We start from the raw sequence: 26437 nt of genomic DNA, 5'->3' as shown, positions 1-26437 counted from the left end.
TCTGATGCCGAGGTGGGTGCGTCGCACAGCGCGAGTCCTGGGGTTTGCGTTGGTGGGCTGGGTTGGATTGTCGGTCCTGCTGGTGTTGATGTTCCGGGTGGTGCCGGTGTTCGGCTCCATGGTGATGGTCGAGCGCAAGCTGGAGTCCTGGGCCAGCGGAGAGTCGATCGATATCGACCAGCAATGGCGTCCCTGGGCAGAGCTCTCAGATAACGCCAAGGTCGCGGTGATAGCCGCCGAAGATCAGCGTTTTCCCGAGCATCACGGTTTCGATTTCCATCAGATCCGCCAGGCCATCGAGTCCAGCCTCAACGGGGGTGGGCTGCGTGGCGCCAGCACCATCAGTCAGCAGACCGCCAAGAACCTCTTCCTGTGGACCGGCCGCAACTGGCTCCGCAAGGGCCTGGAGGCTTGGTTTACCCTGCTCATCGAGACGCTGTGGCCCAAGCAGCGCATCCTTGAGGTCTATCTCAATATCGTCGAGTGGGATCGGGGGGTCTTCGGTCTGGAGGCCGCCGCCCAGCACTACTTCGGCGTTAGCGCCGCACGCTTAAACGTCGACCAGGCCAGCCGCCTGGCGGCGATCCTGCCCAACCCCCGCGAGTGGAGCGCCTCGCGCCCAGGCCCCCATACCCAGCGCCGCAGCGCCTGGATTCGTGGTCAGATGCGCAATCTTGGCGGTTCCGCCTACCTCGATCGGCTCTAAGCCGACGCCGATTTCCTGCCATGTCGCGATCGCGACGGCCATGACGCTTTTGGAATTTTCTCGGTCGCTTCCAGGCGCCGAACCCGGTGTGCCGGGGGATATGCTGCCGGCAAGTTCACGCATTATTCCGGAGCCTCGTCATGACCCCCCAAGAGCTGCATCAGGACGCCATCGTCATCGATGGTCTCGTTATCGCCAAATGGAACCGTGAGCTGTTCGAGGACATGCGCAAGGGGGGCCTCACCGCGGCCAACTGCACCGTGTCCGTTTGGGAAGGCTTCCAGGCCACCGTCGATAACATCGTCAAGTCCAATGCCCTGATGGCCGAGTGCTCGGATCTGGTGCTTCCGGTGCGCACCACCGCCGACATCGCCAGGGCCAAGCAAGAGGGCAAGACCGGCGTCATCTACGGTTTTCAGAACGCCCATGCCTTCGAGGACCAGCTTGGCTATATCGAGATCTTCAAGCAGCTCGGCGTGGGCATTGTGCAGATGTGCTACAACACCCAGAACCTGGTGGGTACCGGCTGCTATGAGCGTGACGGCGGCCTGTCCGGCTTCGGTCACGAGGTGGTCGCCGAGATGAACCGGGTCGGCATCATGTGCGATCTCTCTCACGTTGGCGAAACCACCTCCCGCGAGGTCATCGAGGCCTCCGAAAAGCCGGTCTGCTACTCGCACTGCTTGCCGTCGGGGCTCAAGGAGCATCCGCGCAACAAGTCCGACGCCGAACTGCGCTTCATCGCCGAGCACGGCGGCTTCGTCGGCGTGACCATGTTTACCCCCTTCCTGCGTGCCGGCGTCGACGCCACCGTCGACGACTATGTCGAGGCCATCGAGTACGTGATGAACATCGTGGGCGAAGATGCCATCGGCATCGGCACCGACTTCACACAGGGCCACGGTCATGACTTCTTCGAGTGGCTGACTCACGACAAGGGCTATGCCCGTCGCCTGACACGCTTTGGCAAGATCATCAATCCCGAAGGGATCCGCACCATCGGCGAGTTTCCGAACCTCACCGAGGCGCTGTTGCGGCGCGGCATGAGTGAGCATCAGGTGTGCAAGATCATGGGCGAGAACTGGGTACGCACCCTCAAGGACGTGTGGGGCGCCTGAACGGCGCCGCCATCCAATAGATTCGAGACCAACAACAACGTAAGCGAGCCCACCGTGACCAAGATGGCCCCCGAACTGCCCATTGAAGTGGATGCCGACACCGGTGTCTGGACCACCGACGCCCTGCCCATGCTGTATGTGCCGCGTCACTTCTTCATCAACAACCACATCGCCGTGGAAGAGGCGCTGGGCGCGGAGAAGTATGCCGAGATTCTCTACGCGGCCGGCTACAAGAGCGCCTGGCACTGGTGCGAGAAAGAGGCCGAGTGCCACGGTCTCAAGGGTGTGGACGTCTTCGAACACTACATGAAGCGCCTCTCCCAGCGCGGCTGGGGACTCTTCATCGTTGATGCCATCGACCTCGACGCCGGCACCTGCCGCGTGCGCCTTGAGCACAGCGCCTTCGTCTACCAGATGGGCAAGGTCGGCCGGAAGATCGAATACATGTTCACCGGCTGGTTCGCCGGTGCCATGGATCAGATTCTTGCCGCGCGTGGAAGCGACTTGCGCACCGTCGCCGAACAAACGCAGAGCGGCGCCGAGGAAGGCTGCGACGTCGGGATCTTCGTGACCCGTCCGCTCGACACTCTCGACGACAATCCGCAGGGCTGAGGAGGTTTTTCCATGGCATTCGACGCGATCTTCCAGCCGATCCAGATCGGCAACCTGACCATCCGTAACCGCGTGGTCAGCACCGCCCACGCCGAGGTGCATGCCACCGATGGCGGCATGACCACCGACCGCTACGTCAAGTACTACGAGGAAAAGGCCAAGGGCGGCTGCGGGCTGTGCATCTGCGGCGGCTCCTCTGTGGTCTCCATCGACAGCCCCCAGGGCTGGTGGAGTTCGGTGAACCTGTCCACCGACCGGATCATCCCACACTTTCAGAATCTCGCCGACGCGGTGCACAAACACGGCGGTAAGATCATGATCCAGATTACCCATATGGGGCGCCGCTCCCGCTGGGACGGCTTCGACTGGCCGACCCTGGTCTCGCCCTCCGGTATTCGCGAGCCTGTTCACCGCTCGACCTGCAAGACCATCGAGGAGGAGGAGATCTGGCGCATCATCGGCGACTTCGCCCAGGCCGCGCGCCGGGCGAAGGAAGGCGGCCTCGATGGCGTCGAGCTGTCCGCCGTGCACCAGCACCTGATCGACCAGTTCTGGAGCCCGCGGGTCAACAAGCGGACCGACCAGTGGGGTGGCAGCTTCGAGAACCGCATGCGCTTCGGTATGGAAGTGCTCAAGGCCGTGCGCGCCGAAGTCGGCGACGACTTCGTGGTGGGCATGCGTATCTGCGGTGACGAGTTCCATCCGGACGGCCTGTCTCATGAGGACATGAAGCAGATCGCCGCCTACTACGATGCCACCGGCAAGGTGGACTTCTTCGGCGTGGTGGGGTCGGGCTGCGATACGCACGACACCCTGGCCAACGTCATCCCCAACATGGCCTATCCGCCGGAGCCCTTCCTGCACCTGGCAGCGGGCGTCAAGGAAGTGGTCAAGGCGCCGGTCATCCACGCCCAGAACATCAAGGATCCCAACCAGGCCGAGCGTATCCTCGAGGGCGGTTATGTAGACCTGGTCGGCATGACCCGAGCCCATATCGCCGATCCGCACCTGATCGCCAAGATCAAGATGGACCAGGTCGACCAGATCAAGCAATGCGTGGGCGCCAACTACTGCATCGACCGCCAGTACCAGGGCCTGGACGTGCTGTGCATCCAGAACGCCGCGACCTCCCGCGAGTACATGGGCCTGCCGCACATCATCGAGCAGACCGAAGGCAAGAAGCGCAAGGTCGTGGTGGTCGGCGGTGGTCCCGGTGGCATGGAGGCGGCTCGTGTGGCCGCCGAGCGGGGCCACGAGGTGACCCTGTTCGAGGCGTCAGACCAGCTGGGCGGGCAGATCACCATCGCCTCCAAGGCCCCCCAGCGCGACCAGATTGCCGGCATCACGCGCTGGTTCCAGCTCGAATTGGACCGCCTCAAGGTCGACCAGCGTCTGGGCACGCGTGCCGACGAGGCGACTATCCTCGATTTGCGTCCGGACATCGTGGTGCTGGCCACGGGTGGTCGGCCCTACCTCGAGCAGCACGAGGAGTGGGGCTATTCGGAAAACGCCGAGGAGAGCCTGGTGGTCAGCACCTGGGATATCCTCAACGGCAAGGTCGAGCCGGGCAAGAACGTGCTGATTTACGATGCGCTGTGCGAGTTTTCGGGCATGTCGGCGGCGGATTACCTGGCCGATAAAGGGGCCAAGGTCGAGATCGTCACCGATGATATCAAGCCCGGTGCGGCGGTAGGCGGTACGACCTTCCCGACCTATTACCGCAGCCTCTATAAGAAGGAGGTGATCATGACCTCCGACATGATGCTCCACAAGGTTTACCGGGAGGGCGATTCGCTGGTCGCGGTGCTCGAGAACGAGTACACCGGCACCCAGGAGGAGCGCGTGGTCGACCAGGTCGTGGTCGAAAACGGCGTACGCCCCGACGAGGCGCTCTACTACGCGCTCAAGGATCGGTCCCGCAACAAGGGGCAGGTGGATCTCGAGGCCCTTTACGCCATCAAGCCGCAGCCTTGCTTGAGCGAGGAGGGTGATGAACCGCTGCTGTTCCGCCTCGGTGACTGCACCGCGCCGCGTAACACCCATGCGGCGATCTACGATGCGCTGCGTCTCTGCAAGGACTTTTAAGCCCGCGCCGAGCAGCATTTGACGCCCTCAGCGGCCCGGTCTGCGATGGCCGGGCCGCCCAACAATTCCAAGATTGCGAGGTGAGCCGAGATGCTCGATACCCTCCTGCCGATCCTGATCGCCGCTTCCCTGGCGCTGGCGGTGATTGGCGCCTGGCGGCGTATACGCCTGTGGCGCCAGGGACGCTCCGCCCCGGTCGACCTGCTCAAGGGGCTCGCCGCCATGCCGCGGCGCTATCTGGTGGACCTTCACCACGTGGTCGCCCGCGACAAGGTGATGTCCAACACGCACGTGGCCACCGCCGGCGGCTTCGTTGCCGCGGCCGTGCTGATGGTGCTGGTGCACGGGCTTGGCCTGGCCGAAGGCGTGCTCGGCTGGTTGCTGCTCGCCGCCAGTGCCACCATGTTCGTTGGCAGCTGCTTCGTGGCTCGCCGCCGCCGTAATCCGCCGGCCCGGCTCTCCAAGGGCCCGTGGATGCGTCTGCCCAAGAGTCTGATGGCCTTCTCAATGAGCACCTTCGCTATCACCCTGCCCAGTGTGGGGCTTCTACCAGAGGATTTCGGTAGCTGGGTCCTGGCGCTGTTGTTGAGTGCCGTGCTGGTCTGGGGCCTGGGCGAGGTGGTCTTCGGCATGACCTGGGGCGGGCCGATGAAGCATGCCTTCGCCGGGGCCCTGCATCTGGCCTTCCATCGCCGCGCCGAACGGTTTTCCACGAAAGGGGGCGAGGGCAATCGATCCACCGGTCTCAAGGCGCTGAACCTCGATGATCATGACGCCCCGCTCGGTGTGGAGACGCCCAGCGATTTCACCTGGAATCAGCTGCTCGGCTTCGATGCCTGCGTGCAGTGCGGTCGCTGCGAGGCCGTGTGTCCTGCCTTCGCCGCCGGCCAGCCGCTCAACCCCAAGAAACTGATTCAGGACATGGTGGTCGGCATGGCCGGCGGCAGCGACGCCCACTATGCCGGCAGCCCTCACCCTTCAGAAGGGCTTGGGGGCAAGCCTGTGGGTGAGCATCGGGGCAGTCCCGATGGCCCCATCGTGGCGCGTCAGGGCCAGGCCCTGGTGGATGCCGAGACGCTGTGGTCGTGCACCACCTGCCGCGCCTGCGTCGAGGAGTGCCCGATGATGATCGAGCATGTCGATGCCATCGTCGACATGCGCCGCTTCCTGACGCTGGAGCACGGCAATACCCCCAACAAGGGGGCCGAGGTGCTCGATAACCTGATCGCCACCGACAATCCCGGCGGCTTCGATCCCGGCGCGCGGATGCACTGGGCCGCCGACCTGGAGCTGCCGCTGATGCGGGATCGTCAGCAGGCCGACGTGCTGCTGTGGTTGGGTGACGGCGCCTACGACATGCGCAACCAGCGCACCTTGCGCGCCTTGGTCAAGGTGCTGCGCGCCGCCGACGTCGACTTCGCGGTACTCGGCAACGAGGAGCGTGATAGCGGCGATGTGGCCCGCCGCCTGGGCGACGAAGCGACCTTCCAGAGTCTGGCGAAGCGCAACATCGCCACCCTGTCGAAGTACCGCTTCCAGCGCATCGTCACCTGCGACCCGCACAGCTTCCACGTGCTCGGCAACGAGTACGGCGAGCTGGGGACCCCCGGAATGCCGGCCCAGTACGAGGTGCGTCACCACAGCACCTATATCGCCGAGCTTTACGATGCCGGTCGTCTGCACTTCAAGCCCTGGAAGGGCGGTAGCGTGACCTATCACGATCCCTGCTATCTCGGCCGCTATAACGGCGAGTTCGAAGCGCCGCGCAACGTGCTGCGCGCGCTGGGTATCGAGGTCGCCGAGATGGAACGCTCCGGGTTCCGCTCGCGCTGCTGCGGTGGTGGCGGTGGAGCGCCGATCACCGACATTCCCGGCAAGCAGCGTATTCCCGACATGCGCATGGGCGACGTCCGCGAGACGGGTGCCGAGCTGGTGGCGGTGGGTTGCCCGCAGTGTACTGCCATGCTCGAAGGTGTGGTTGACGCTAGCGCCGAGGTCCGCGATATCGCTGAGCTCGTGGCCGATGCGCTGATAGCGACACCGGCGAGCACCGGCGACCGCTCCCAGACACAAGAGTCTCAGGCCGCGGAGGTGCTGTGATGAGCGAGATCTTACGTCGAGACCCCCGCAAGGAATGGATTGCCCGTAACCGGCTGCATCCGCAGCATCTGGAGGCGCTGGCTGAACTTGGCAGAAGTGCCGGCCAAGGGGGTGCCAGCGAGTGGGTCGGGCCCCATGGCCTGGTGCGCAGGAATCCTCATGTCGTGGGTTTCATGGGCCCCAATGGCCTCAAGCGTATCGATCGCAGCGGCGTCCAGCAGGGCGCTGGTGGCGGCCGGGCCGCCAAGGCGGCCGCCCAGAGCAAGCTGCTGGTCGAGATCGAGTCGCCGGCCTTCCTGGTGGCGGTGGTGCCGGATATGGTCGGCGGGCGCCTGACCGGGCATGACCGAGATCTGTTGGGCCTGGCCCGTCAGCTGGCCGATGCCGATCCGGCGACGCCCGGCGCGGTGTTGGCCGTCATCTTCGGTGAGCATAAGGAAGACGGCTTCGAAGAGGCGGGCATCGACCGCCTGCTGCACCTTGAGGGTCCCGATGTCGAAGGCTTCGTCCCCGAGGCCCGGCTCGGCGCCCTGGTCGCCGTGGAGGAAGCCTGGACCCCACGCCACTGGCTGATACCGGATTCCAAACTCGGCGGTGCCGACCTGGGGCGCCGCCTGGCGGCACGCCTTGGCGAGCGCCCGGCCACAGGCGTGTGGCAGATAGAGGCCAACGCCGAGGCCGATCTCGGCTGGAGCTGTACCGCTCGTGGGGCAGCCGGCACCCTGGACATTCAGCGACCGCTACCGCGCTTCGCGCTGGCGCTGGCCGAGTGTGCCGAGCCGATCAGCGAGACTCGCCATGCGGCCAGTGAGCTGACGCTGCCCCAGGCGCTGCCCGCCCAACTTTCGCGCATCGAGGATCTTGGCCAAGTGGCGGTGGATCCGGCGGGTGTGGCGCTGTCCGAGGCCGAGTTTATTCTCTCTGCCGGTAACGGCGTGCGTGACTGGGACGGTTTCCATCATGCCGCCGAGGTGCTGGGAGCCACCGAAGGGGCTTCCCGCGTGGCGGTGGATGACGGCTTCATGGCCCGCAACCGCCAGGTCGGCGCCACCGGCACCTGGGTCACCGCTCGCGTCTACGTGGCGGTGGGCATCAGCGGGGCTATTCAGCATCTCCAGGGCATACAGAGCTGCGACAAGGTGGTGGCCATCAACATGGATCCCGGCTGCGATATGATCAAGCGGGCCGATCTGGCGGTCATCGGCGACTCGGCGAAGGTGCTCGAGGCCCTGGTCGCCTTGGTGGAGCAGGCAAGGGAGGAGAAGCGCAATGCGGCCTGAGACTCACGAAAAAGAGGGGCTCGCGGTGACCGTGCTGGTCTCCGTGGGGCGCCATCCGCTAACCGGCCGTAGCCGGCGCGCCGACCAGGATGCTCGTGGGGTGGAATTGGCGCGTACCTTGCCCGCTGCCGAGATCGGATTGCTCCATGCCGGCAGGCTGGATGAAGGCAACGAGGCAGCGCTGCGCGGCTACCTGGGAATGGGCTTCGATGCCCTGACCCTGATCGAGCAGCCCGAGAACAGCGATGTACTTCCTGCCTTGGCCGACGCCCTGAATGCGGCACCGCCGCAGTTGGTGATAACCGGCGAGCGGGCCGAGCAGGGCGAGGGTTCGGGTCTGCTGCCTTACTTGCTGGCCGAACGCCTGGGTTGGCCGTTGGTCAGTGGCCTGGCGGCCGTGGAAGGCGTCTCCGAGGGTGTCGCCACGGTGCTGCAGGCGCTGCCGCGAGGCCAGCGACGGCGGCTCAAGGTACGCCTGCCGGCTATCGTGACCGTCGATGCCGCCGCACCGGCGCCGCGCCAGAGCGCCTTCGGCCCCGCGCAGCGGGGTCGACTGGAGGTGAGCGAGGCACCGGTGGCGGTCGACGTCGATATGGCTGAGTGGCATTTCAAGCCAGCGCGCAAGCGGCCCAAGCGCTTGAAGATCGTCAAGGCCGCTTCGGCCCGCGACCGCTTCAAGGCCGCCGCTGCCAAGGCCGAAGGGGGTGGGGGACAGGTGCTTACCGACGTCACCGCCGAGCAGGGCGCCGAGGCGGTCTTCAAGCTGCTGAAGGAAGAAGGTGTGCTGCGCTAGGCAGACACCTCATGCGATGGGCACTGGCAGACGACACTCGGCCGCCGGTGCCGCGTTCGCCGCGTGAACGGGCGCTGGTCCCATCCTGTAGCGTCGTTTGGTTAAGGTGCCACTGAGTCAAAGCCCCGACAACAAAAAGCCCCGGCCTTTTGTGCCGGGGTTTTTTGCTTGGGTGCTTGTTGCCGGTGCTTATCGTTGATGACAGGGAGTTAACCGTCAGGGGGCGATGCGCTGGCTGGCATCGGTGAAGCCCATCAGGGAAATATCCAGGTCCATGCGGTTACCGCGTGGGCCGACCAGGCTCAGCGTCGCGTTGCTGCCGGAGCGCAGCGCCTGGAACATCGCCGGTTCCAGTGGCAGGTCGGCGCGACACCCCTGTTCCAGGCACACCTGGTAGGGGAACTTGGCGGGCTGGGCGCTTCCCGCACTCAACTGCAGGCCGGGAGCGAGGCGCACGCCTAGCGGCGTCAGAAAGGTCATCGCTGGGCTGCCCTCGAGCTGCGGCGGGTAAGCGACCACGACGCGCATCAAGGGCTGGCTGCTATCCGCATTACTGATCACCTGGTTCATGGTGCAGTTGCCCTGGCTGCTGTCGCTAGGACAGACCACCTGCCAGTCATTGAATTGCTCGGTGGTGATATCGGCGGGGGCTTGGCCAGATGTCGTTTGCTGGGCGAAAGCGTTGGGGGCCAGGGCCAGAAGCGACAGCAGGCCTGTCATGCACAGGCGGGTGCAAAAGGACGACATTGGGGATACCTCCTTGGTGTCGGTGATCATGAGGATGAGTATTCAGCAGCTAGCTGCGTCCGACGTGTACGGCGGCTAACCAAGGCTGCGCTCGGCGCCGTGGTTACTACCATGCCCAGTCGAGCCTTTGAGGTCGAGTCCCGGATGAATTTTCCCTGACATACAGGCGTCGCACGGCGGGACGGTGGTGAAAACGACGCTGCCCCCGGCACCGGCCGGGGGCAGCATGTCACTGGGCGAGACGAAGGTCAGGCGGTGGCAGCTCGCGACAGGCTGCGATGCTCTTCCCTCAGGCTCTTGACCAAGCCCACGCACATCACCAGCAGGATGAAGGTAAAGGGAAGGCCGGTGGTCACGGCGCCGGCCTGAAGGGCGCCCAGGGCCTTGTCACCACCGCCGTAGAGCAGGATGCCGGCGATTACACCCTCCAGGGTGGCCCAGAAGACCCGCTGGCTGCGAGGGGCATCGATTTTGCCCCCGGCGGTGATGCTGTCGATCACCAGCGACCCGGAGTCGGACGAGGTGATGAAGAACACCAGTACCAGAATGATGGCCATGGTCGAGGTGAGGGTCGTCAGCGGCAGCTGCTCGAGCATCTGGAACATCGCCAGCGAGACCTCGCCGATGCCGTTGGCCAATTCACCGACGCCATTCGCTGACTGGGCAAGAGCGTTGCCGCCAAAGGCGGTCATCCAAACGATGGTGACCAGTGTCGGCACCAGCAGCACCGCCATCAGGAACTCGCGCACGGTGCGTCCCCGAGAGACCCTGGCGATGAACATGCCGACGAAGGGTGACCAGGAGATCCACCAAGCCCAGTAGAACACCGTCCAGCCGTGGAACCAGGTCTGGTCCTCGCGACCGATCCAGTTGGACAGCGGCAGGATATGCGTCAGGTAGGCCACGCTGGTGTCCCACAGGCCGTTGACGAACAGCAGCGTGGAACCGGTGAAGACCACGAATAGCAGAAGTACCAGGGCGATTACCATGTTGATGTTGGAGAACAGCTTCACCCCGCCGTCGATCCCGCGCCACACCGAGTACAGCGCCACGGTGGTGACACCGACGATGATGGCGAGCTGAGTCCCTAGCGTGTTGGGTACGTCGAACAGGTAGTTAAGGCCGCCAGCGGCTTGGGTCGCGCCGAAGCCCAGCGAGGTGGCCAGGCCGAAGATGGTCGACAGCACCGCGACAATGTCGATCACGTGGCCGACCCATCCACGTACATGTTGGCCCAACAAGGGGGTGAAGGCCGAGCGCAGGGTCAGTGGCAGTCCCCGGTTGTAGGCGAAGAAAGCCAGCGACAGGCCGACCACCGCATAGATCGCCCAAGGATGTAGGCCCCAGTGGAACATGGTGGCGCCGATGGCTGCACTGGCGCCTTCCGGGGTGCCCGGGGCGGCGTTCAGCGGTGTGCCATACCAGTCGGTGTAGTAGGCCACCGGTTCGGCCACGCTCCAGAACATCAGGCCGATGCCCATGCCCGCGGCGAACAGCATACTGAACCAGGAGATCGTGGAATGCTCGGGACGAGCAGATGGGCCACCCAGGCGGATACGCCCTAAGGGCAAGACGATCAGCGCCAGGCACAGGATCACGAAGACATTGCCGGCGATCATGAATAGCCAGTCGAAGTGCTCGATGGCAAAGCCACGGGCCGCTGTCATTTGGCTGTTGGACTGATCAGGGTAGATCAAGGCATAGAGAATAAAGGCCAGGATGGCCAGGGCAGAAACCGGAAAGACAGGGTTGTGGAAATCCAGCCCAAGTATCTGCTTGTTGTCCTGCCCGGGGGTCAGGATGGGGTCGTCGTCATGCGTCATGCGAGGTCCTCTATTGTTGTTGTCACATCGCCTAGCGGCGACGGCGAACATTCTTGGCAGGACCCGCAGGGAGAGCTGTCGCGAAAACGACCTCGGGATATGGCATTGCCACTTCGGCGGCGAAGATGTCTCGAATAGGCATGGCGGTGACTCGCTGGGAACATTCCGGCCGAGTGAAGGGGCTATCGTCGAGTAGCGGCGGTATCGCCGCCTCAATCAAAAATAACGTTGAAGGAAGCCAGCCATGAGTGCAGCCAACCGCGGAGTCGTCTATAAAGGCCCGGGTGAAGTCGCCGTCGAATCCATCGCCTACCCGGAGCTTGCTCTTGGCAATCGCAAGTGCGAGCACGGCGTTATCCTCAAGGTCGTTACCACCAATATCTGCGGCAGTGACCAGCATATGGTGCGGGGCCGCACCACCGCCGAGCCGGGCCTGGTGCTGGGTCACGAGATCACCGGCATCGTGGTCGAGTGCGGACGGGACGTTGAATTCATCAATCAGGGCGACCTTGTCTCGGTCCCGTTCAACATTGCCTGTGGCCGCTGTCGTAACTGCAAATCGGGCAAGACCGGCATCTGCCTGAACGTCAATCCGGCACGTCCGGGCGCGGCCTATGGCTACGTCGACATGGGCGGTTGGGTCGGTGGCCAGACCGAATACGTCATGGTCCCCTATGCCGACTTCAACCTGCTGAAGTTCCCGGACGCCGACCAGGCGATGGATAAGATCAAGGACCTGACCCTGCTGTCCGATATCTTCCCGACCGGCTTTCACGGTTGCGTGACCGCGGGTGTTGGGCCCGGCTCTACCGTCTACATCGCCGGTGCAGGTCCGGTCGGCCTTGCGGCGGCCGTGTCTGCCCAGCTGCTGGGTGCGGCATGCGTCATCGTCGGCGACATGATCGAGGATCGCCTGGCCCAGGCACGCAGCTTTGGCTGCGAGACGATCGACCTGACCCAGGATGGCGACATGGCCGACAAGGTCGAAGTCATTCTGGGAGAGCGTGAAGTCGATGCCTTCGTCGACTGTGTCGGCTTCGAGGCTCATGCCTGTGGCTGCAACCACGGCAAGGAAGCCCCGGCTACCGTGCTTAACTCGGCCATGTCACTGACGCGTGCCGGCGGTGAAATCGGCATTCCGGGCCTGTACGTCACCGAGGATCCGGGTGCCGAAGACGAGGCGGCCAAGCAGGGCGCCTTGAGCATGCGCTTCGGCCTTGGTTGGGCCAAGTCGCATAGTTTCCACACCGGCCAGTGCCCGGTGATGAAGTATCACCGCCCACTGATGCAGGCGATCCTGTTCGGCAAGGTCAACATCGCAGATGCGATCAATGTTCAGATGATCACGCTGGACGAGGCGCCCAAGGGCTACGCTGACTTCGATGGCGGCGCAGCGAAGAAATTCGTCATCGACCCGCATGGCAGCGTGCCGGCCTGAACGCGTTAGCTGGCTAGATCAACGACGGCGGCCCGCGGGGCGCCGTCGTCTTTTGTAGGTCGTGCCTCTGAGCGGACAAGATCTTCGGCCCAGCGGCTCTGGTGCTGGCAGCTTAGTGCAGGGAATGCACCAGGATGTCGTTGTTGACGGACAGTTCGCTGCCAACTGACGTTGCAATGCAAAGGCCCCGCTTGTGGTGGGGCCTTTGTGAGGACGTGCGTGGAAAAGGCGGAAGCTTAGTTCTGGGCCAGGTGCAGGTGAGGTGCGCTATGGTCCAGGTTCTCGAGCATGCGCTCGCTGTACCAATCGACAAAGTCGATCACACCAAACTCGAACGTCTCTGAGTAGGGGCCCGGCTCATAGCTCTTGGAGTTGATGCCGCGCTGGTTCTCTTCGGCGAGTCTGCGGTCCTGATCGTTGGTGGCATCCCATACGCGACGCATCTCGGCCGGATCGTAGTCGACGCCTTCTGCGGCATCCTTGTGTACCAGCCATTTGGTGGTGACGAGGGTTTTCTGCGGGCCCAGTGGCAGGACGCGGAAAACGACAGCGTGATCCCCCATGAAGTGATTCCAGGAGTTGGGCAGGTGCAGGATGCGCAGCGATCCCAGGTCGGCGCTCTGCAGATTACCCATCAGCTTCTTGCTGGCCCGCTTGCCGTTCATGGTCATTGATTCCACACCATTGAGCAGCGGCGTGCGGGTCAAGCGGTTACGACGACCGAGTCGGGTGAGCTTGTAAGGCACGCCCTGGGCGTCCCAGTCGGCCTGCTTGCGCGCGACCAGGTCCTTGTAAGCCGGTGTGGCGCGAGGGTCGTCGGTGTCGTCGAACTCTTGCAGGGAGTTGAGCAGTTCCGGGTGCGCGCCATTGCAGTGGTAGCACTCGCGGTTGTTCTCGATCACCAGCTTCCAATTGCACTCTTCGATGATGTTGGATTCCGCGGCGACCTTGAGGTTTTCTATGTCGTAGGGAGCCAAGTAGTGATCGAGACTCTCGAGGAACCCGTCGATCTCTGGCGCCTCGTCGGCCAGGCTGACGAAGATGTAACCGCCGCCGGTGCGAACGTGAACCGGCTTCAGGCCGTGGGACGCGAGATCAAAGTCCTTGCCCATGTCGCTGCCGGCGAACAGCAGGCGGCCATCCAGCTCGTAGGTCCACTGATGATAGGGACAGACCAGCTTTGCCACCTTGCCCTTGTTGGTGACGCACAGGCGTGAGCCACGGTGACGGCAGACGTTGTGGAAGGCGTGCACTTCACCGTTGTTGCCGCGCACGATCACGACCGGGTTATCGCCGACTTCAAGGGTCATGTAGTTACCCTTGCTGGGAATTTCGCAGGTCATGCCCGCAAAGAGCCATTCCTTCTCGAAGATTTCCTGCATGTCCAGTTGAAACAGTCGCTCGTCGTTGTAGAACGGTTGCGGCAGCGAGAATTGTGGGCGTCGCTGCTGCAGCATCTCTACGGCAGCCTCGCGGGCCGGGGCCAGGGGATCGTCCAGACGAGCGGGGAACCTAGGATCCATGACTATACATCCTCTTGCAGGGCCGCTGAGGCGGCTTTGAAATTGTTAGGAATAGGGGCCGGGCCGGCTGTTGCGGGCTGAAGCGAGTGTGGATCAGTGCTGCGGGGGGCGGTTGTCTGCCGACGACGTGATGTGATGCGACGACGACGCGGGGCAAAACGAAAATGGGTGGGCCTGGATGTCATGAGCATGCCCATGTCGTAGACAGGCAAGTCGAGTTTGTCGGCGCTGCGCAGAATTCGTGCAACGGCAGGCGGTGGCACCGCGGTCGGAGGCCTTCATGCTGCAGCCTAGGCGACACAACAATGACGATGTCCTTTCTCAACCCAGTCACTACCCAGACCTGGACCAACGGCCGCCATGCGGTACGCTGCGTCAAGGTGATCCAGGAAACCTGGGATACTCGAACATTCTGCTTCATGGCCGAGCAGCCGGTGATGTTCTTCTTCAAGCCGGGACAGTTCGTGACCCTGGAGCTTGAGATCGATGATCAGCCCGTCATGCGTTCTTACACCATCTCGAGTTCACCGTCGGTTCCCTACAGTTTCTCCATCACCGTCAAGCGCATGCCAGGGGGCGTCGTCTCCAACTGGTTGCATGACAACCTCAAGGTCAATGACGAACTGGCGGTGCACGGCCCGGTCGGAAACTTCAACATCATCGACTATCCGGCGGAAAAGGTGCTGATGCTATCTGGCGGCGTGGGCATCACCCCTCTGATGTCCATGGTGCGCTGGCTGTTTGACACCAATGCCGCCGTGGACCTGCAGTTTGTGCATAGTTCCCGCACACCTCGTGACGTCATCTATCATCGTGAGCTCGAGCATATTTTCTCGCGGATACCCGAGTTCAAACTGCATATCGTCTGCGAGCGCAGCGATGAGCTTGGCGACGCCTGGGCAGGCTTCCGTGGCTACCTGAGTCAGCCGATGCTCGAGCTGATGGCTCCGGACTTCATGGATCGCGAGATCTTCTGCTGCGGCCCGACGCCCTACATGAATGCGGTGAAGCACTTGCTGCAGGAAAACGGCTTCGACATGAGTCACTACCATGAGGAGTCATTCGGTGCTACGCCGCTGGACGTCCAGGAAGATGTGATTGAGAACGTCGAGATGGCCGAAGCCGAGGCCGAGGAGCTCGATGCCGCCGATATGATCAGCGTCGAGTTCAGCGCTACTGGCAAGAGCGTGCGTATTCAGCCCGGCGAGACGGTCCACTCGGCCGCCGCCAAGCTGGGGCTGCACATTCCCAAGGCCTGCGGCATGGGCATCTGCGGCACCTGCCGGGTGCCGCTCAGTACTGGTGAGGTCGAGATGGACCACAACGGCGGCATCACTGACGAGGACGTCGCCGAGGGTTACATTCTCTCCTGTTGCAGCAAGCCGCTGGGCGACGTGGTGGTGGAGTACTGATGATGGCCGCCATCGAGCCCCTTGCTAGCGGGCGGTCTCGAGCCGGATGGACCGCCCACAGCGCAGGCCGTAAGTCATCGGCTAGCTACTGCCTCGAAAGAGTTGCGTTGATCGCCAGTGCCTGGACCCAGACCACCTTAGACCCAGCCCACTAGCCAGGGGCGCATCGCTTCCTCGGGTGGTCGGTATGATCCAGAGGTCATGCGGATCGTCGCACCGGAGGCTTTGCGTCTCGGCTCAGGCTGCCGGACACTGATCTCAACGCCACCGATAGTGAAGAGCACTGGTCCCATGAGTCCTTCCCACGAGGGCGAGCCGCTGTCCGTCGGCTTCGTCCTGTTGCGCCGATTCACCATGCTGCCCTTCGCGGCCTTCGTAGATTGCCTGCGTTTGGCCGCCGACGAGGGTGATCGCAGCCGCCAGTTGCGCTGCCACTGGGTTTTCATGACCAGCGCCGGGCAAGATGCCATCTCCAGCTGCGGGGCGGCCGTCACTCCCTGCACGGCCTTTCGCGATCCGGCGGAGTTCCACTACATCGTGGTCATCGGTGGTGTCCAGGACGAGCATGACGTCATTGATGAGACGGCGATTGCCTACCTGCAACGCACGGCCAAGGCGGGTGTACCTCTAGTGGGGGTCTGCACTGGCGTCTTCGCGCTGATCCAGGCCGGGCTGATGAACGGCCGGCGCTGTTGCGTCAGTTGGTATCACTATGGCGACCTGACGAGGCGATTTCCCGACATCGAGCCGGTCGCCGACCGCCTGTTCATCGATGACGGGCACCTGCTTACCTGTGCCGGGGGCGTCGCCTCCGCTGATCTGGCCGCCTACCTGGTGGAGCGTCACCTGGGCAAGGCCTGGGCCATGAAGAGCCTGCATATCATGCTCATTGACGAGGCTCGTCGCGGCGAACATCCCCAGCCCCAGCCGGTGGTCTTCGACAAGGTTGACGACCAGCTGGTACGTCGCGCCATTGCCATCCTCGAGCAGCACCTCGGCGAGCCGCTTGGCGTGGATGCCCTGGCCGAGCGGCTCGGTACCTCGCGCCGCAACCTGGAGCGGCGCTTCCGTGAGGCGCTGGGCGTTGGCCCCCGCAAGTTCGCCCGGGATCTGCGCCTGCGCTACGGCCTTTGGCTGCTGCACTACACGGCGAAGAGCGTCACCGATATCGGCGAACGCTGCGGCTTCTCCGATACCGCCCACTTCTCGCGGCACTTCCGTGAGGCTTTTGGTGTCACGCCGTCGGCCGCGCGCAAGGCGGCAGGAGAGGGTAATGGAGCCGTGGTTGATCCCTTCTTCCTGCATATCGAGTCGCGGACGACGACCCCTTAGGCAACGAGGTCGAAGGGCAACGAGCCGACGCCTGGGCGTCGGCTTTTTTTATGCGCGCATGCCGAGAAATATACAAGTATGCCGAAAAGTAAAAAATGTTTATAAACATGTAGTTGCTGGCTTATGTCGCGAACATCATGGGAAAGATGTCGCAAACGTTCAATCTTTCGGGCACGTGATTGGCTATCAATGACAGCCAGAGTGAGAGCGCAGTGCCCAGGACGGGCCGGCGATCAGGCAGCTTGTCTGTCGCGACGATGTCGGTGTCGTTTCCAGAATACCGCGCGTTCTCCTTTTTTTTAACGTTGTGAAGCCAATCCCCAGGGTGACGAGATGAACGCCAATAACCTTACAACGACCGATCCCCAAATCGCCGCCGCCATTGCCGATGAAGTGGTTCGCCAGGAAGCCCATATCGAGCTGATCGCCTCGGAGAACTACGCGAGTCCGCAGGTCATGGAGGCCCAGGGGAGCCAGCTGACCAACAAATACGCCGAGGGCTACCCTGGCAAGCGCTACTATGGCGGCTGCGAGCACGTCGACGTGGTCGAGCGTCTGGCCATCGAGCGTGCCTGCGCGCTGTTCAGTGCCAACTATGCCAACGTCCAGCCCCATTCCGGCGCTCAGGCCAATGCGGCGGCTTTCATGGCTCTGGTATCGCCTGGCGACACCGTGCTGGGCATGAGTCTGGCCCACGGTGGGCACCTGACCCATGGTGCGGCGCCGAACTTCTCCGGTAAGTACTACAACGCCGTCCAGTACGGCTTGAACCCGGACACTGGCGAGATCGATTACGACGAGGTAGAGCGTCTCGCCCACGAGCATCAGCCCAAACTGATCATCGCCGGCTTCTCGGCCTACTCCCGGGTGATCAACTGGCGTCGTTTCCGCAACATCGCCGACGCCGTGGGTGCCTGGCTGATGGTCGACATGGCCCATGTCGCCGGCCTGGTGGCCGCTGGCCACTACCCGAGCCCGCTGCCGCATGCCCATGTGGTGACCACTACCACCCACAAGACCCTGCGCGGTCCGCGTGGTGGCCTGATCCTCTCCGCCAGCGGTGACGAGACGCTCTACAAGAAGCTCAACGGCGCGGTGTTCCCGGGCCAGCAGGGCGGCCCGCTGATGCACGTCATCGCTGCCAAGGCGGTGGCCTTCCGCGAGGCCATGAGCCAGGACTTCGTGCGCTACCAGGCGGAGGTGATCGACAACGCTCGGGCCATGGCCAAGGTCTTCGTCGAGCGCGGCTTCGACGTGGTCTCCGGCGGCACCGACGACCATCTCTTCCTGGTGTCGCTGATCAAGCAGGGGGTGACCGGCAAGGATGCGGATGCCGCTCTGGGCCGCGCCCACATCACGGTCAATAAGAACGCCGTGCCCAATGACCCCCAGAGTCCCTTCGTGACCTCGGGCCTGCGCATTGGCACCCCGGCGGTGACCACCCGTGGCTTCGACCAGGCCGACTGCGAGGCCTTGGCCGGTTGGATTTGCGACCTGCTCGACACCCTGGCCGAAGGTGGCGATACCACCGAGGCCGAGTCCGAGGTTCGTGGCAAGGTGGCCGAGCTGTGCGCTCGCCACCCGGTCTATGGCCAAGCCGTCGACGCTGCCGAGACGGCTTACGCGTGAGCCCGATTCCCGCCGCTTTAGCGGCGGGGCCCCTTCGAGGAGAAGATTCCATGCAACGATATTCAGGCTTCGGGTTGGTCAAGCACGCGCTGAGCCACCACGAGAACTGGCAGCGCCAGTGGCGAAACCCCACGCCCAAGAAAGCGTATGACGTCATCATCGTCGGCGGCGGTGGCCATGGCCTGGCCACTGCCTACTACCTGGCCAAGGAGCACGGCATCACCAACGTCGCGGTGATCGAGAAAGGCTGGCTGGGGGGCGGAAATACTGCCCGCAACACCACCATCGTGCGTTCCAACTACCTGTGGGACGAGTCGGCGGCGCTCTATGAGCACGCCATGAAACTGTGGGAGGGGCTTTCCCAGGACATCAACTACAACGTGATGTTCTCCCAGCGTGGCGTGTTGAACGTGGGCCACACCCTGCAAGACATGCGTGACATCCAGCGTCGGGTCAACGCCAACCGCCTCAACGGCATCGATGGCGAGGTGCTTGACGCCAAGGGCGTGCAGGAGTTGGTGCCGATCATGGACTGCTCCAAGAATGCTCGCTATCCGGTGATGGGGGCCTCCTGGCAGCCGCGCGCTGGCGTGGCCCGCCATGACGCGGTGGCCTGGGGCTATGCGCGCGCCGCCGATGCCCTGGGGGTCGATCTTTTACAGAACACCGAGGTCACCGGCTTCAAGATTCGCGATGGCCAAGTCTACGGGGTGCACACCAATCGCGGTGACATCGAAGCCAAGACCGTCGGCTGCGTCACTGCCGGCAACTCCGGGGTGATGGCGAAGATGGCCGGCATCAAGCTGCCACTGGAATCACACCCGCTTCAGGCGCTGGTCTCCGAACCGATCAAGCCGGTCCTCGATACCGTGGTGATGTCGAACCACGTTCACGGCTATATCAGCCAGTCCGACAAGGGCGACCTGGTGATCGGTGCCGGCATCGACGGCTACAACGGCTATGGGCAGCGCGGCAGCTACCCGACCGTGGAGCACACCCTGCAGGCGATCGTCGAGATGTTCCCGATCTTCTCGCGGGTGCGCATGAACCGTCAGTGGGGCGGTATCGTCGATACCTGTCCCGATGCCTGCCCGATCCTCTCGAAGACCAAGGTCAAGGGACTGTACTTCAACTGCGGCTGGGGCACCGGGGGCTTCAAGGCGACGCCGGGCTCGGGGCACGTATTCGCGGCCAGTCTCGCCAAGGGCGAGATGCACCCGATCGCCAAGCCCTTCTCCATCGACCGTTTCAATACCGGCGCGTTGATCGACGAGCACGGCGCTGCCGGCGTCGCCCACTGATCCACCGCAGAGGAGACCTGCCATGTTCTATATCTTCTGTCCCTACTGCGGTGAGCACCGCGAGGAAGAGGAATTTCACCCGAAGGGCCAGGCGCATATCGCCCGCCCGGCGGACCCGGAGTCAACCAGCGACGATGAATGGGGTGATTATCTGTTCTTCCGCGACAACCCGCGTGGTGTCCACCATGAGCTGTGGGTACACGCGGTGGGATGCCGCAAGTTCTTCAATATCACGCGCCACACCGTGAGTTACGAGATCCTCGAGGTCTACAAGATGGGCGAGCAGCCGTCGATCACCGCTGAGAACTATGTGGCCCAGCAAGCCGCTGCAGCAGCCGATAACGAGCGCAATGCGTCTCAGGTCAAGCATGAAGAAGGAGTCCGGGCATGAGCCAGCCGAACCGACTCAAGACCGGCGGTCGCGTTGACCGCTCACGACAGCTGACCTTCACCTTCAATGGCCAGCGCTACCAGGGCCATCCCGGCGATACGCTTGCCTCTGCGCTGCTGGCCAACGGTGTCGATATCGTCAATCGCAGCTTCAAGTACTCGCGCCCCCGCGGCATCGTTGCCGCCGGTGCCGAAGAGCCGAATGGCATCGTCCAGTTGGGCGGCACCGAAGCGGGTCAGGTCCCCAATGTGCGGGCCACGCAGCAAGCGCTCTATCAAGACCTCTCGGCTCGCAGCACTAACGGCTGGCCCAACGTTCAGCGCGACCTGATGGGCCTGGTCGGCAAGCTGGGTGGCCAGTTCATGCCGCCGGGCTTCTACTACAAGACCTTCATGGCGCCGGCCTCCATGTGGCTGACCTATGAGAAGTACATTCGCAAGGCCGCGGGTCTGGGTCGCAGCCCCACCGAGAATGACCCCGACATCTATGACCATCGTCACCAGCACTGTGACGTGCTGGTGGTGGGCGCGGGCCCGGCAGGCCTGTCTGCCGCGCTGGCAGCCGGTCGTGCCGGTGCCCGCGTGATCCTGGTCGATGAGCAGGAAGAAATGGGTGGATCGCTGCTGTCGTCCCGCGAAAGCATCGACGGTGCTCCGGCTACCACCTGGGTCGAGAAAGTGCTCAAGGAGCTGTCCGAGCTCGAGCAAGTGACCCTGATGCCGCGCACCACCGCTAACGGCTATCACGACCATAACTTCGTGACGCTGCATGAGCGCTGCACCGAGCACCTGGCGGATCTCGCACCGCGTGCTGGTGGTCGTCGCCAGGTCCGTTCGCGCATGCACCGGGTGCGTGCCGGCCAGGTCGTCCTGGCGAGCGGCGCCCATGAGCGTCCGCTGGTCTATGCCGGCAATGACGTGCCCGGCAACATGCTGGCCGGAGCGGTGTCGACCTATATCCGCCGTTATGGCGTGGCGCCGGGCAATCGTCTGGTGCTCTCTACCAGCAATGACGATGGTTATCGCTCGGCGCTTGACTGGGCCGAGGCCGGCCGCGAAGTGGTGGCGATTGCCGACGCTCGCCAGAGCCCGGACGGTGAACTGGTCGAACAGGCGCGTGCCAAGGGCATTCAGATCATTGCCGGTAGCGCCGTGATCGAAGCACGCGGCGATAAGCGCGTCGCCGCGGCCAAGGTGGCGGAGATCGATATCGAGGGCTTCAAGGTCTCAGGGCCGGTCGAAGAGCTTGCCTGCGACACCATCGCGAGTTCCGGTGGTTTCAGCCCGGTGGTGCATTTGGCGTCTCATACCGGCAGCCGGCCGACCTGGAATGAAGAGCTTCTGGGCTTCGTGCCGTCACCGGTGAAAGGCATGACGCCTACCGGTGCTGCACACGGTGTCTATGCGCTCGGTCAGGTGATCGCAGACGGCTTCAAAGCCGGCAGCGACGCGGGCGAGGCCTGTGGTTTCGAGAGCCAAGGCGCGAGTCTGCCCAAGGTCGATGACCGGCGGGAAGGCGCTGCAGTGGCGCTCTATCAAGTGCCGCATCTGAAGTCGACCCTGCGCGGACCCAAGCAGTTCGTCGATATGCAGAACGATGTCTCGGCAGCGGCGATTGAGCTTGCGACCCGCGAGGGCTTCGAGTCCATCGAGCACGTCAAGCGCTATACCGCGATGGGCTTCGGCACCGATCAGGGCAAGCTTGGCAATATCAACGGCATGGCCATCGCTGCACGCTGCCTGGGACGCACGATTCCCGAGGTCGGTACGACGGTGTTCCGTCCCAATTACACGCCGGTCAGCTTTGGCGCGATCGTCGGTCGTCACTGCGGCGAGTTGTTCGATCCCGAACGCTATACCGCCATGCACCAGTGGCATGTCGAGAATGGCGCCGAGTTCGAGGACGTGGGCCAGTGGAAGCGTCCCTGGTACTTTCCACAAAAGCGCCGCGCAGAGAACGGCGAGCGCCTTGAGACCATGCATGAGGCGGTTGCCCGTGAGTGCAGCGCAGTGCGCGAGAAGGTCGGGATTCTTGATGCCTCGACGCTTGGCAAGATCGACATCCAGGGCCCGGATGCGCGTGAGTTCCTGGGTCGCGTCTACACCAACAAGTGGGCCAAGCTGGCGCCGGGCCGCGTTCGCTATGGTTTGATGTGCAAAGACGACGGCATGGTGTTCGATGACGGCACCACCAGTTGCTTGGCAGAAAACCACTTCTTGATGACCACCAGCACCGGCGGCGCCGCCACCGTGTTGGAATGGCTCGAGATTTGGCACCAGACCGAGTGGCCGGAGCTGGACGTCTACTTCACCTCCGTGACCGATCACTGGGCGACCATGACCGTCACGGGACCTGAAGCGCGCAAGCTGATGGCCGAGCTCACCGACATCGATCTCGACAAGGAAAGCTTCAAGTTCATGGACTGGCGTGAAGGTCAGGTGGCTGGCGTGCCGGCGCGTGTCTTCCGCATTTCCTTTACGGGAGAGCTGGCTTACGAGATCAACGTCCAGGCCAACTACGCGATGCACGTCTGGAAAAAGCTGTTCGCCCACGGCGACAAGTATGGCCTGACGCCTTACGGCACCGAAACCATGCACGTGCTGCGTGCCGAGAAGGGCTTCATCATCGCCGGTCAGGACACCGACGGCTCGGTGACCCCGGAAGACCTGGGCATGCACTGGGCGATTGGCTACGACAAACCTAATTCCTGGATCGGCAAGCGGGCACTCACGCGTCCTGACACCAAGCGCACCGACCGTAAGCAAATGGTGGGCCTCAAGCCCAAGGATCCTTCGGTGGTGCTGGAAGAAGGCGCGCAGATCGTGTTTGACCCCAACCACTCGATTCCGATGCCGATGAAGGGTCACGTGACCTCCAGCTACTACAGCCCGACCCTGGCATCAGGCTTCGCCCTGGCCGTGGTAAAGGGCGGCCACCAGAGGATGGGCGAGACCGTCTATCTGCCCATGGCCGACGGCAAGGTCCACGAGGCCGAAATCGTCAGCCCCATCTTCCTCGATCCCAAGGGAGAGCGTCAGAATGTCTAACGCACAACAGTTCGATTCGCGCCCCGGCGTTGAACATGCAAGCGAGATCGCCGTCGAGTCGCCGCTGGCTTACAGCATGCATCGCTCGGGTGCACCGAAGGCCAAGGCCGACACCACGGTAACGCTGCGCGAGCGTGCCTTTCTGGGGCAGCTGACGCTGCGTGGTGGCGCCATCGTCCTCGACGAGGCGCTGCGCGAAGTGCTCGGCATGGGCCTACCCGGCGAACCCCTGGGTCTAGTCCAGGACGAGGCCGGTGAGCGCTCGATTCAGTGGATGTCCCCGGACGAGTGGCTGCTGATCGTGCCGGGCGGCGAGGAGTTCGACGTCGAGCGTCGTCTGCGCGAGGCGCTGGGTGATGCCCATTTCGCCATCAGCAACGTCAGCGGCGGCCAGACCCTGCTGGAGCTCGAGGGCGAGGCGGCTCGCGAGGTGTTAATGAAGTCGGTGGCCTATGACGTGCATCCGCGTCATTTCCCGGTAGGCAAGGGGGTTACCACGGTATTTGCCAAGGCCACGGTGATTCTGCGTCGTCCTTCTGAGGAGCGCTGGGAGTTGGTGGTGCGTCGTAGCTTCGCCGATTACACCTATCGTTGGCTGCTCGACGCTGGTGAGGAGTTCGGCATCGGCGTCGAGCGCTGAGCCAGCTTCCTTCTCGACTGCTTTTCCAGGCCGGGTTCGTCCCGGCCTGCTTTGTCTGGAGACATCCCATGAGCCACATGAATCGTAGTATCGATAAGAGCGACGGGACTTGGGTCCTCACCGCCCAGTGTCCCAGTCGCCTGGGTACCGTGGACGTGGTGACCCGCCTTCTCAAGGAGAGCCGCTGCTACATCACCGAGCAGCAGTCCTTTGACGACCGCCATGCCGAGCGGTTCTTCATTCGAACCGAGTTCCGCCCCATGGACGCCGAGTTTGACGCCGGGGCTTTTCAAGCCGACTTCGCTGCGCGGGCCGGGGAGTTCGATATGGCCTTCGAGCTGACCGCCCCCGGCGCGCGGCTGCCGGTGGTGATCATGGTGTCCAAGGCCGACCATTGCCTGAATGACCTGCTGTATCGCTATCGTACCGGCCAGCTGTCCATCGACATCCGTGCGGTGGTTTCCAACCATCCGGATCTCGAACCGCTGGCCGCCTGGCATGACCTGCCGTATTACCACTTTCCGATCACGCCAGAGACCAAGGCCGAACAGGAAGCCCAGGTATGGCAGGTGGTGCAGGACACCGGCGCCGAACTGGTAATACTCGCCCGCTACATGCAGGTACTATCCAGTGAGATGTGCAAGAAGCTCAGCGGTCGGGCGATCAACATCCACCACTCACTGCTGCCCGGGTTCAAGGGAGCCAAGCCCTACCATCAGGCCTATGAAAAGGGCGTCAAGCTGGTCGGGGCCACCGCTCACTATATCAACGACGATCTCGACGAAGGGCCGATCATCACCCAGGGGGTCGATCCGGTCAGCCATGCCGACTATCCCGAGGATCTGGTGGCCAAGGGCCGCGACGTCGAGTGTCTGACGCTGGCTCGGGCCGTGTCCTACCACGTGGAACGACGCGTCTTCCTGAATAAGCGCCGCACGGTGGTGTTTACCCGCTAGTTTGGGCGTTGTGCTGAGTTAGTTGTGCTGAGTTAGTTGTGCTGAGCAAGGCTCGTAGACCTCCATCACGTCGCCGGCATTCTGTCGCCATCACGAGCCCAGATGCCGGCCACGGAATGGCCGTCAGGCATTCAAGGCCTTCCCCCGCAAGGCCTTGAGAGAGCTTGAGAGCCCCGGGCTCAACGCTTCCAATGCGGGGCGCGCGAAGAAGAAGCCCTGCTGCAGGTAGATCCCGTGATCGCGAAGCCATAGCGCTTCCTCTTCACGTTCGATGCCCTCGGCCACCAACTGGATTTCAAGTTCGCTGGCGAGCCCAAGCACCGCCCGCACCAGTGCCTGACGGCGGCGGTCCTGGTCGCAGTTCCGTACCAGTTCCCGGTCGAGCTTGAGGGTGTCCGGACGCAGGTCGGTGAGCAGGTCGAGGTTGGCATAGCCGTTGCCGAAGTCGTCCAGCGCCGTGGTGAACCCCATCGCCCGGTAGGCATCGATGATGCTGCGCAGGTGCTGGCGGTCCTGCACCAGTTCGGTCTCGGTGATCTCGAAGTTGATGCGCTCGGTAGGCCATCCCACTCGCTTGCAGACCTCCAGCGTTGCCTGAATGCAGGCTTCCGGCTCGTAAACAGCATTGGGCATGAAGTTGATCGAGAGCGGCTCGCGCATATCCAGCCGACTGGCCAGCTCGATGGCCTTGACCCGGCACGCCTGGTCGAAGCGATACAAGAGGTCGTCGCAGACCTGGCCGATTACGCTACCCGCCGACTCCCCCTGAAGGCCGCGAACCAGGGCCTCGTAGGAGTGAATGCGACCCGCCTCAAGATCGACGATTGGCTGGAACGCCATCGTGAAGTCGAAGGGCAGGGGCCCATCACAGCGGCCACAGGAGTGGGCATGTCTAGCACATCGCGCCATGTTGTCATCCATTTCGGCATTATTCGGCGTATAGCAACACAGGAGGCAGTATCCAAAAGGATGTGGTCAAGTCCCTTTTCGGCAACTCTTTCAGCACGGTTCACTGCTGCGCTATATATCGGCCTCTCTCGCTGAAGCTTTAAGTGCGGCCGATATCTCCCACCTCACATTCCTACCTTTTTTATCACCCTCATGGCGTTTTGCGCGATGCAGAGGGTGGCGTTTCTGGTCTCTGGCGGCCAGATATCGACGTATGGCAGGTCGCGGAAACCCTTTTGCCGTCGTTCTTTGGTCGTAAAAGGCCGCGAAATCATCGATTGGCATTAACCGGAAAATATTTCCAAAACCCTTTGCTGGCAATGCCTGGCGCGATGGTAAGACCAATTTTTTCGACTGTTAGCGTTGATGTACTGCTTTGGGAGGGTCTGGCGCGACCGGCGTTTTTCGCTAGTTTGTAGTCGTGAATGAACGACGGCGGTATCAGTGGCTCAGGTGTGCTGAATCTGCCGATATGCGAGTCCCGTCCCCGACGGGGAGAACAAAAAAAGTCTCATCTCGTCCTCCCGATACGAGATGCCATCCCAGGAGTTCATGC

20 protein-coding genes are annotated in these 26437 nt (G+C 63.1%); 16 read left to right on the top strand and 4 right to left on the bottom strand.

The genetic code is table 11. The annotated features are described in order from the left end of the window. Positions 1-4: 4 nt before the first annotated feature. From mtgA to Q2K57_RS04290, 7 genes are all read left to right on the top strand, one after another. Positions 5-706, top strand: coding sequence for a monofunctional biosynthetic peptidoglycan transglycosylase (mtgA, locus tag Q2K57_RS04320; protein WP_112053673.1), 702 nt, complete (start codon positions 5-7; stop codon positions 704-706). A gap of 140 nt (positions 707-846) precedes the next feature. Continuing rightward, positions 847-1824 carry a dipeptidase gene (locus Q2K57_RS04315; RefSeq protein ID WP_112053672.1) on the top strand — a complete coding sequence of 326 codons (978 nt, stop codon included), beginning with the start codon at positions 847-849 and terminating at the stop codon, positions 1822-1824. Positions 1825-1878: 54 nt separating this feature from the next. Next, positions 1879-2436, top strand: coding sequence for a DUF5943 domain-containing protein (locus Q2K57_RS04310; RefSeq protein WP_112053671.1), 558 nt, complete (start codon positions 1879-1881; stop codon positions 2434-2436). 12 nt (positions 2437-2448) lie between these two features. Beyond that, complete coding sequence (gene dgcA / locus Q2K57_RS04305; RefSeq protein WP_112053670.1) at positions 2449-4521, top strand: dimethylglycine demethylation protein DgcA; 2073 nt, start codon at positions 2449-2451, stop codon at positions 4519-4521. A gap of 90 nt (positions 4522-4611) precedes the next feature. After that, complete coding sequence (locus tag Q2K57_RS04300; RefSeq protein WP_112053669.1) at positions 4612-6621, top strand: (Fe-S)-binding protein; 2010 nt, start codon at positions 4612-4614, stop codon at positions 6619-6621. Next, a complete protein-coding gene (locus tag Q2K57_RS04295) occupies positions 6621-7901 on the top strand; it encodes an electron transfer flavoprotein subunit alpha/FixB family protein (RefSeq protein ID WP_112053668.1) in 1281 nt (426 codons plus the stop codon). The genes Q2K57_RS04300 and Q2K57_RS04295 overlap by 1 nt, the downstream gene beginning before the upstream one ends. Next, on the top strand, positions 7891-8694 hold the full coding sequence (locus Q2K57_RS04290) for an electron transfer flavoprotein subunit beta (protein WP_112053667.1): 804 nt from the start codon (positions 7891-7893) through the stop codon (positions 8692-8694). Before Q2K57_RS04295 ends, Q2K57_RS04290 begins: the two co-directional genes overlap by 11 nt. 216 nt (positions 8695-8910) lie before the next feature. Here Q2K57_RS04290 and Q2K57_RS04285 read toward each other — a convergent pair whose 3' ends face one another. Continuing rightward, complete coding sequence (locus Q2K57_RS04285; RefSeq protein WP_112053666.1) at positions 8911-9441, bottom strand: invasion associated locus B family protein; 531 nt, start codon at positions 9439-9441, stop codon at positions 8911-8913. 248 nt (positions 9442-9689) lie between these two features. After that, positions 9690-11264 (bottom strand): BCCT family transporter, encoded by a 1575-nt coding sequence (locus Q2K57_RS04280; protein ID WP_112053665.1) that lies wholly within the window; start codon positions 11262-11264, stop codon positions 9690-9692. A gap of 244 nt (positions 11265-11508) precedes the next feature. Between Q2K57_RS04280 and fdhA the strand changes: the two genes are divergently transcribed. Then, positions 11509-12702: a formaldehyde dehydrogenase, glutathione-independent gene (gene fdhA, locus Q2K57_RS04275; RefSeq protein WP_112053664.1), complete on the top strand. Its 1194-nt coding sequence runs from the start codon at positions 11509-11511 to the stop codon at positions 12700-12702. Positions 12703-12938: 236 nt separating this feature from the next. Here fdhA and Q2K57_RS04270 read toward each other — a convergent pair whose 3' ends face one another. Further along, entirely contained in the window at positions 12939-14225 is a 1287-nt protein-coding gene (locus Q2K57_RS04270) for an aromatic ring-hydroxylating dioxygenase subunit alpha (protein ID WP_112053663.1), read from the bottom strand. Between the two features lie 305 nt (positions 14226-14530). Between Q2K57_RS04270 and Q2K57_RS04265 the strand changes: the two genes are divergently transcribed. The 8 genes from Q2K57_RS04265 (at position 14531) to purU (ending at position 24933) form a co-directional block, all read left to right on the top strand. After that, on the top strand, positions 14531-15637 hold the full coding sequence (locus tag Q2K57_RS04265) for a hybrid-cluster NAD(P)-dependent oxidoreductase (protein WP_112053662.1): 1107 nt from the start codon (positions 14531-14533) through the stop codon (positions 15635-15637). Positions 15638-15928: 291 nt separating this feature from the next. Beyond that, the gene (locus tag Q2K57_RS04260; RefSeq protein WP_112053661.1) at positions 15929-16969 is read left to right on the top strand and encodes a GlxA family transcriptional regulator; all 1041 of its coding nucleotides are present in this window, start codon (positions 15929-15931) and stop codon (positions 16967-16969) included. Between the two features lie 333 nt (positions 16970-17302). Continuing rightward, positions 17303-18598 carry a serine hydroxymethyltransferase gene (gene glyA / locus Q2K57_RS04255; RefSeq protein WP_112053660.1) on the top strand — a complete coding sequence of 432 codons (1296 nt, stop codon included), beginning with the start codon at positions 17303-17305 and terminating at the stop codon, positions 18596-18598. A 50-nt stretch (positions 18599-18648) separates the two neighbouring features. Next, entirely contained in the window at positions 18649-19899 is a 1251-nt protein-coding gene (locus tag Q2K57_RS04250; RefSeq protein WP_112053659.1) for a sarcosine oxidase subunit beta family protein, read from the top strand. Positions 19900-19921: 22 nt separating this feature from the next. Further along, positions 19922-20290, top strand: a complete 369-nt coding sequence (locus Q2K57_RS04245) for a sarcosine oxidase subunit delta (RefSeq protein ID WP_112053658.1) — start codon at positions 19922-19924, stop codon at positions 20288-20290. Beyond that, a complete protein-coding gene (locus Q2K57_RS04240; protein ID WP_112053657.1) occupies positions 20287-23337 on the top strand; it encodes a sarcosine oxidase subunit alpha in 3051 nt (1016 codons plus the stop codon). Before Q2K57_RS04245 ends, Q2K57_RS04240 begins: the two co-directional genes overlap by 4 nt. Then, the gene (locus tag Q2K57_RS04235; protein ID WP_112053656.1) at positions 23330-23977 is read left to right on the top strand and encodes a sarcosine oxidase subunit gamma; all 648 of its coding nucleotides are present in this window, start codon (positions 23330-23332) and stop codon (positions 23975-23977) included. Before Q2K57_RS04240 ends, Q2K57_RS04235 begins: the two co-directional genes overlap by 8 nt. A 77-nt stretch (positions 23978-24054) precedes the next feature. Continuing rightward, on the top strand, positions 24055-24933 hold the full coding sequence (gene purU / locus Q2K57_RS04230; RefSeq protein WP_112053969.1) for a formyltetrahydrofolate deformylase: 879 nt from the start codon (positions 24055-24057) through the stop codon (positions 24931-24933). 123 nt (positions 24934-25056) lie between these two features. Here purU and Q2K57_RS04225 read toward each other — a convergent pair whose 3' ends face one another. Then, a complete protein-coding gene (locus tag Q2K57_RS04225) occupies positions 25057-25842 on the bottom strand; it encodes an EAL domain-containing protein (RefSeq protein WP_112053655.1) in 786 nt (261 codons plus the stop codon). Positions 25843-26437 lie beyond the last annotated feature (595 nt).

It is taken from the genome of Halomonas sp. I5-271120 (genome assembly GCF_030553075.1).
GTDB lineage: Bacteria > Pseudomonadota > Gammaproteobacteria > Pseudomonadales > Halomonadaceae > Onishia > Onishia taeanensis_A.
The sequence above is the reverse complement of the archived record's forward strand: the minus strand, read 5'-3'. Positions and strand labels throughout refer to the sequence as shown.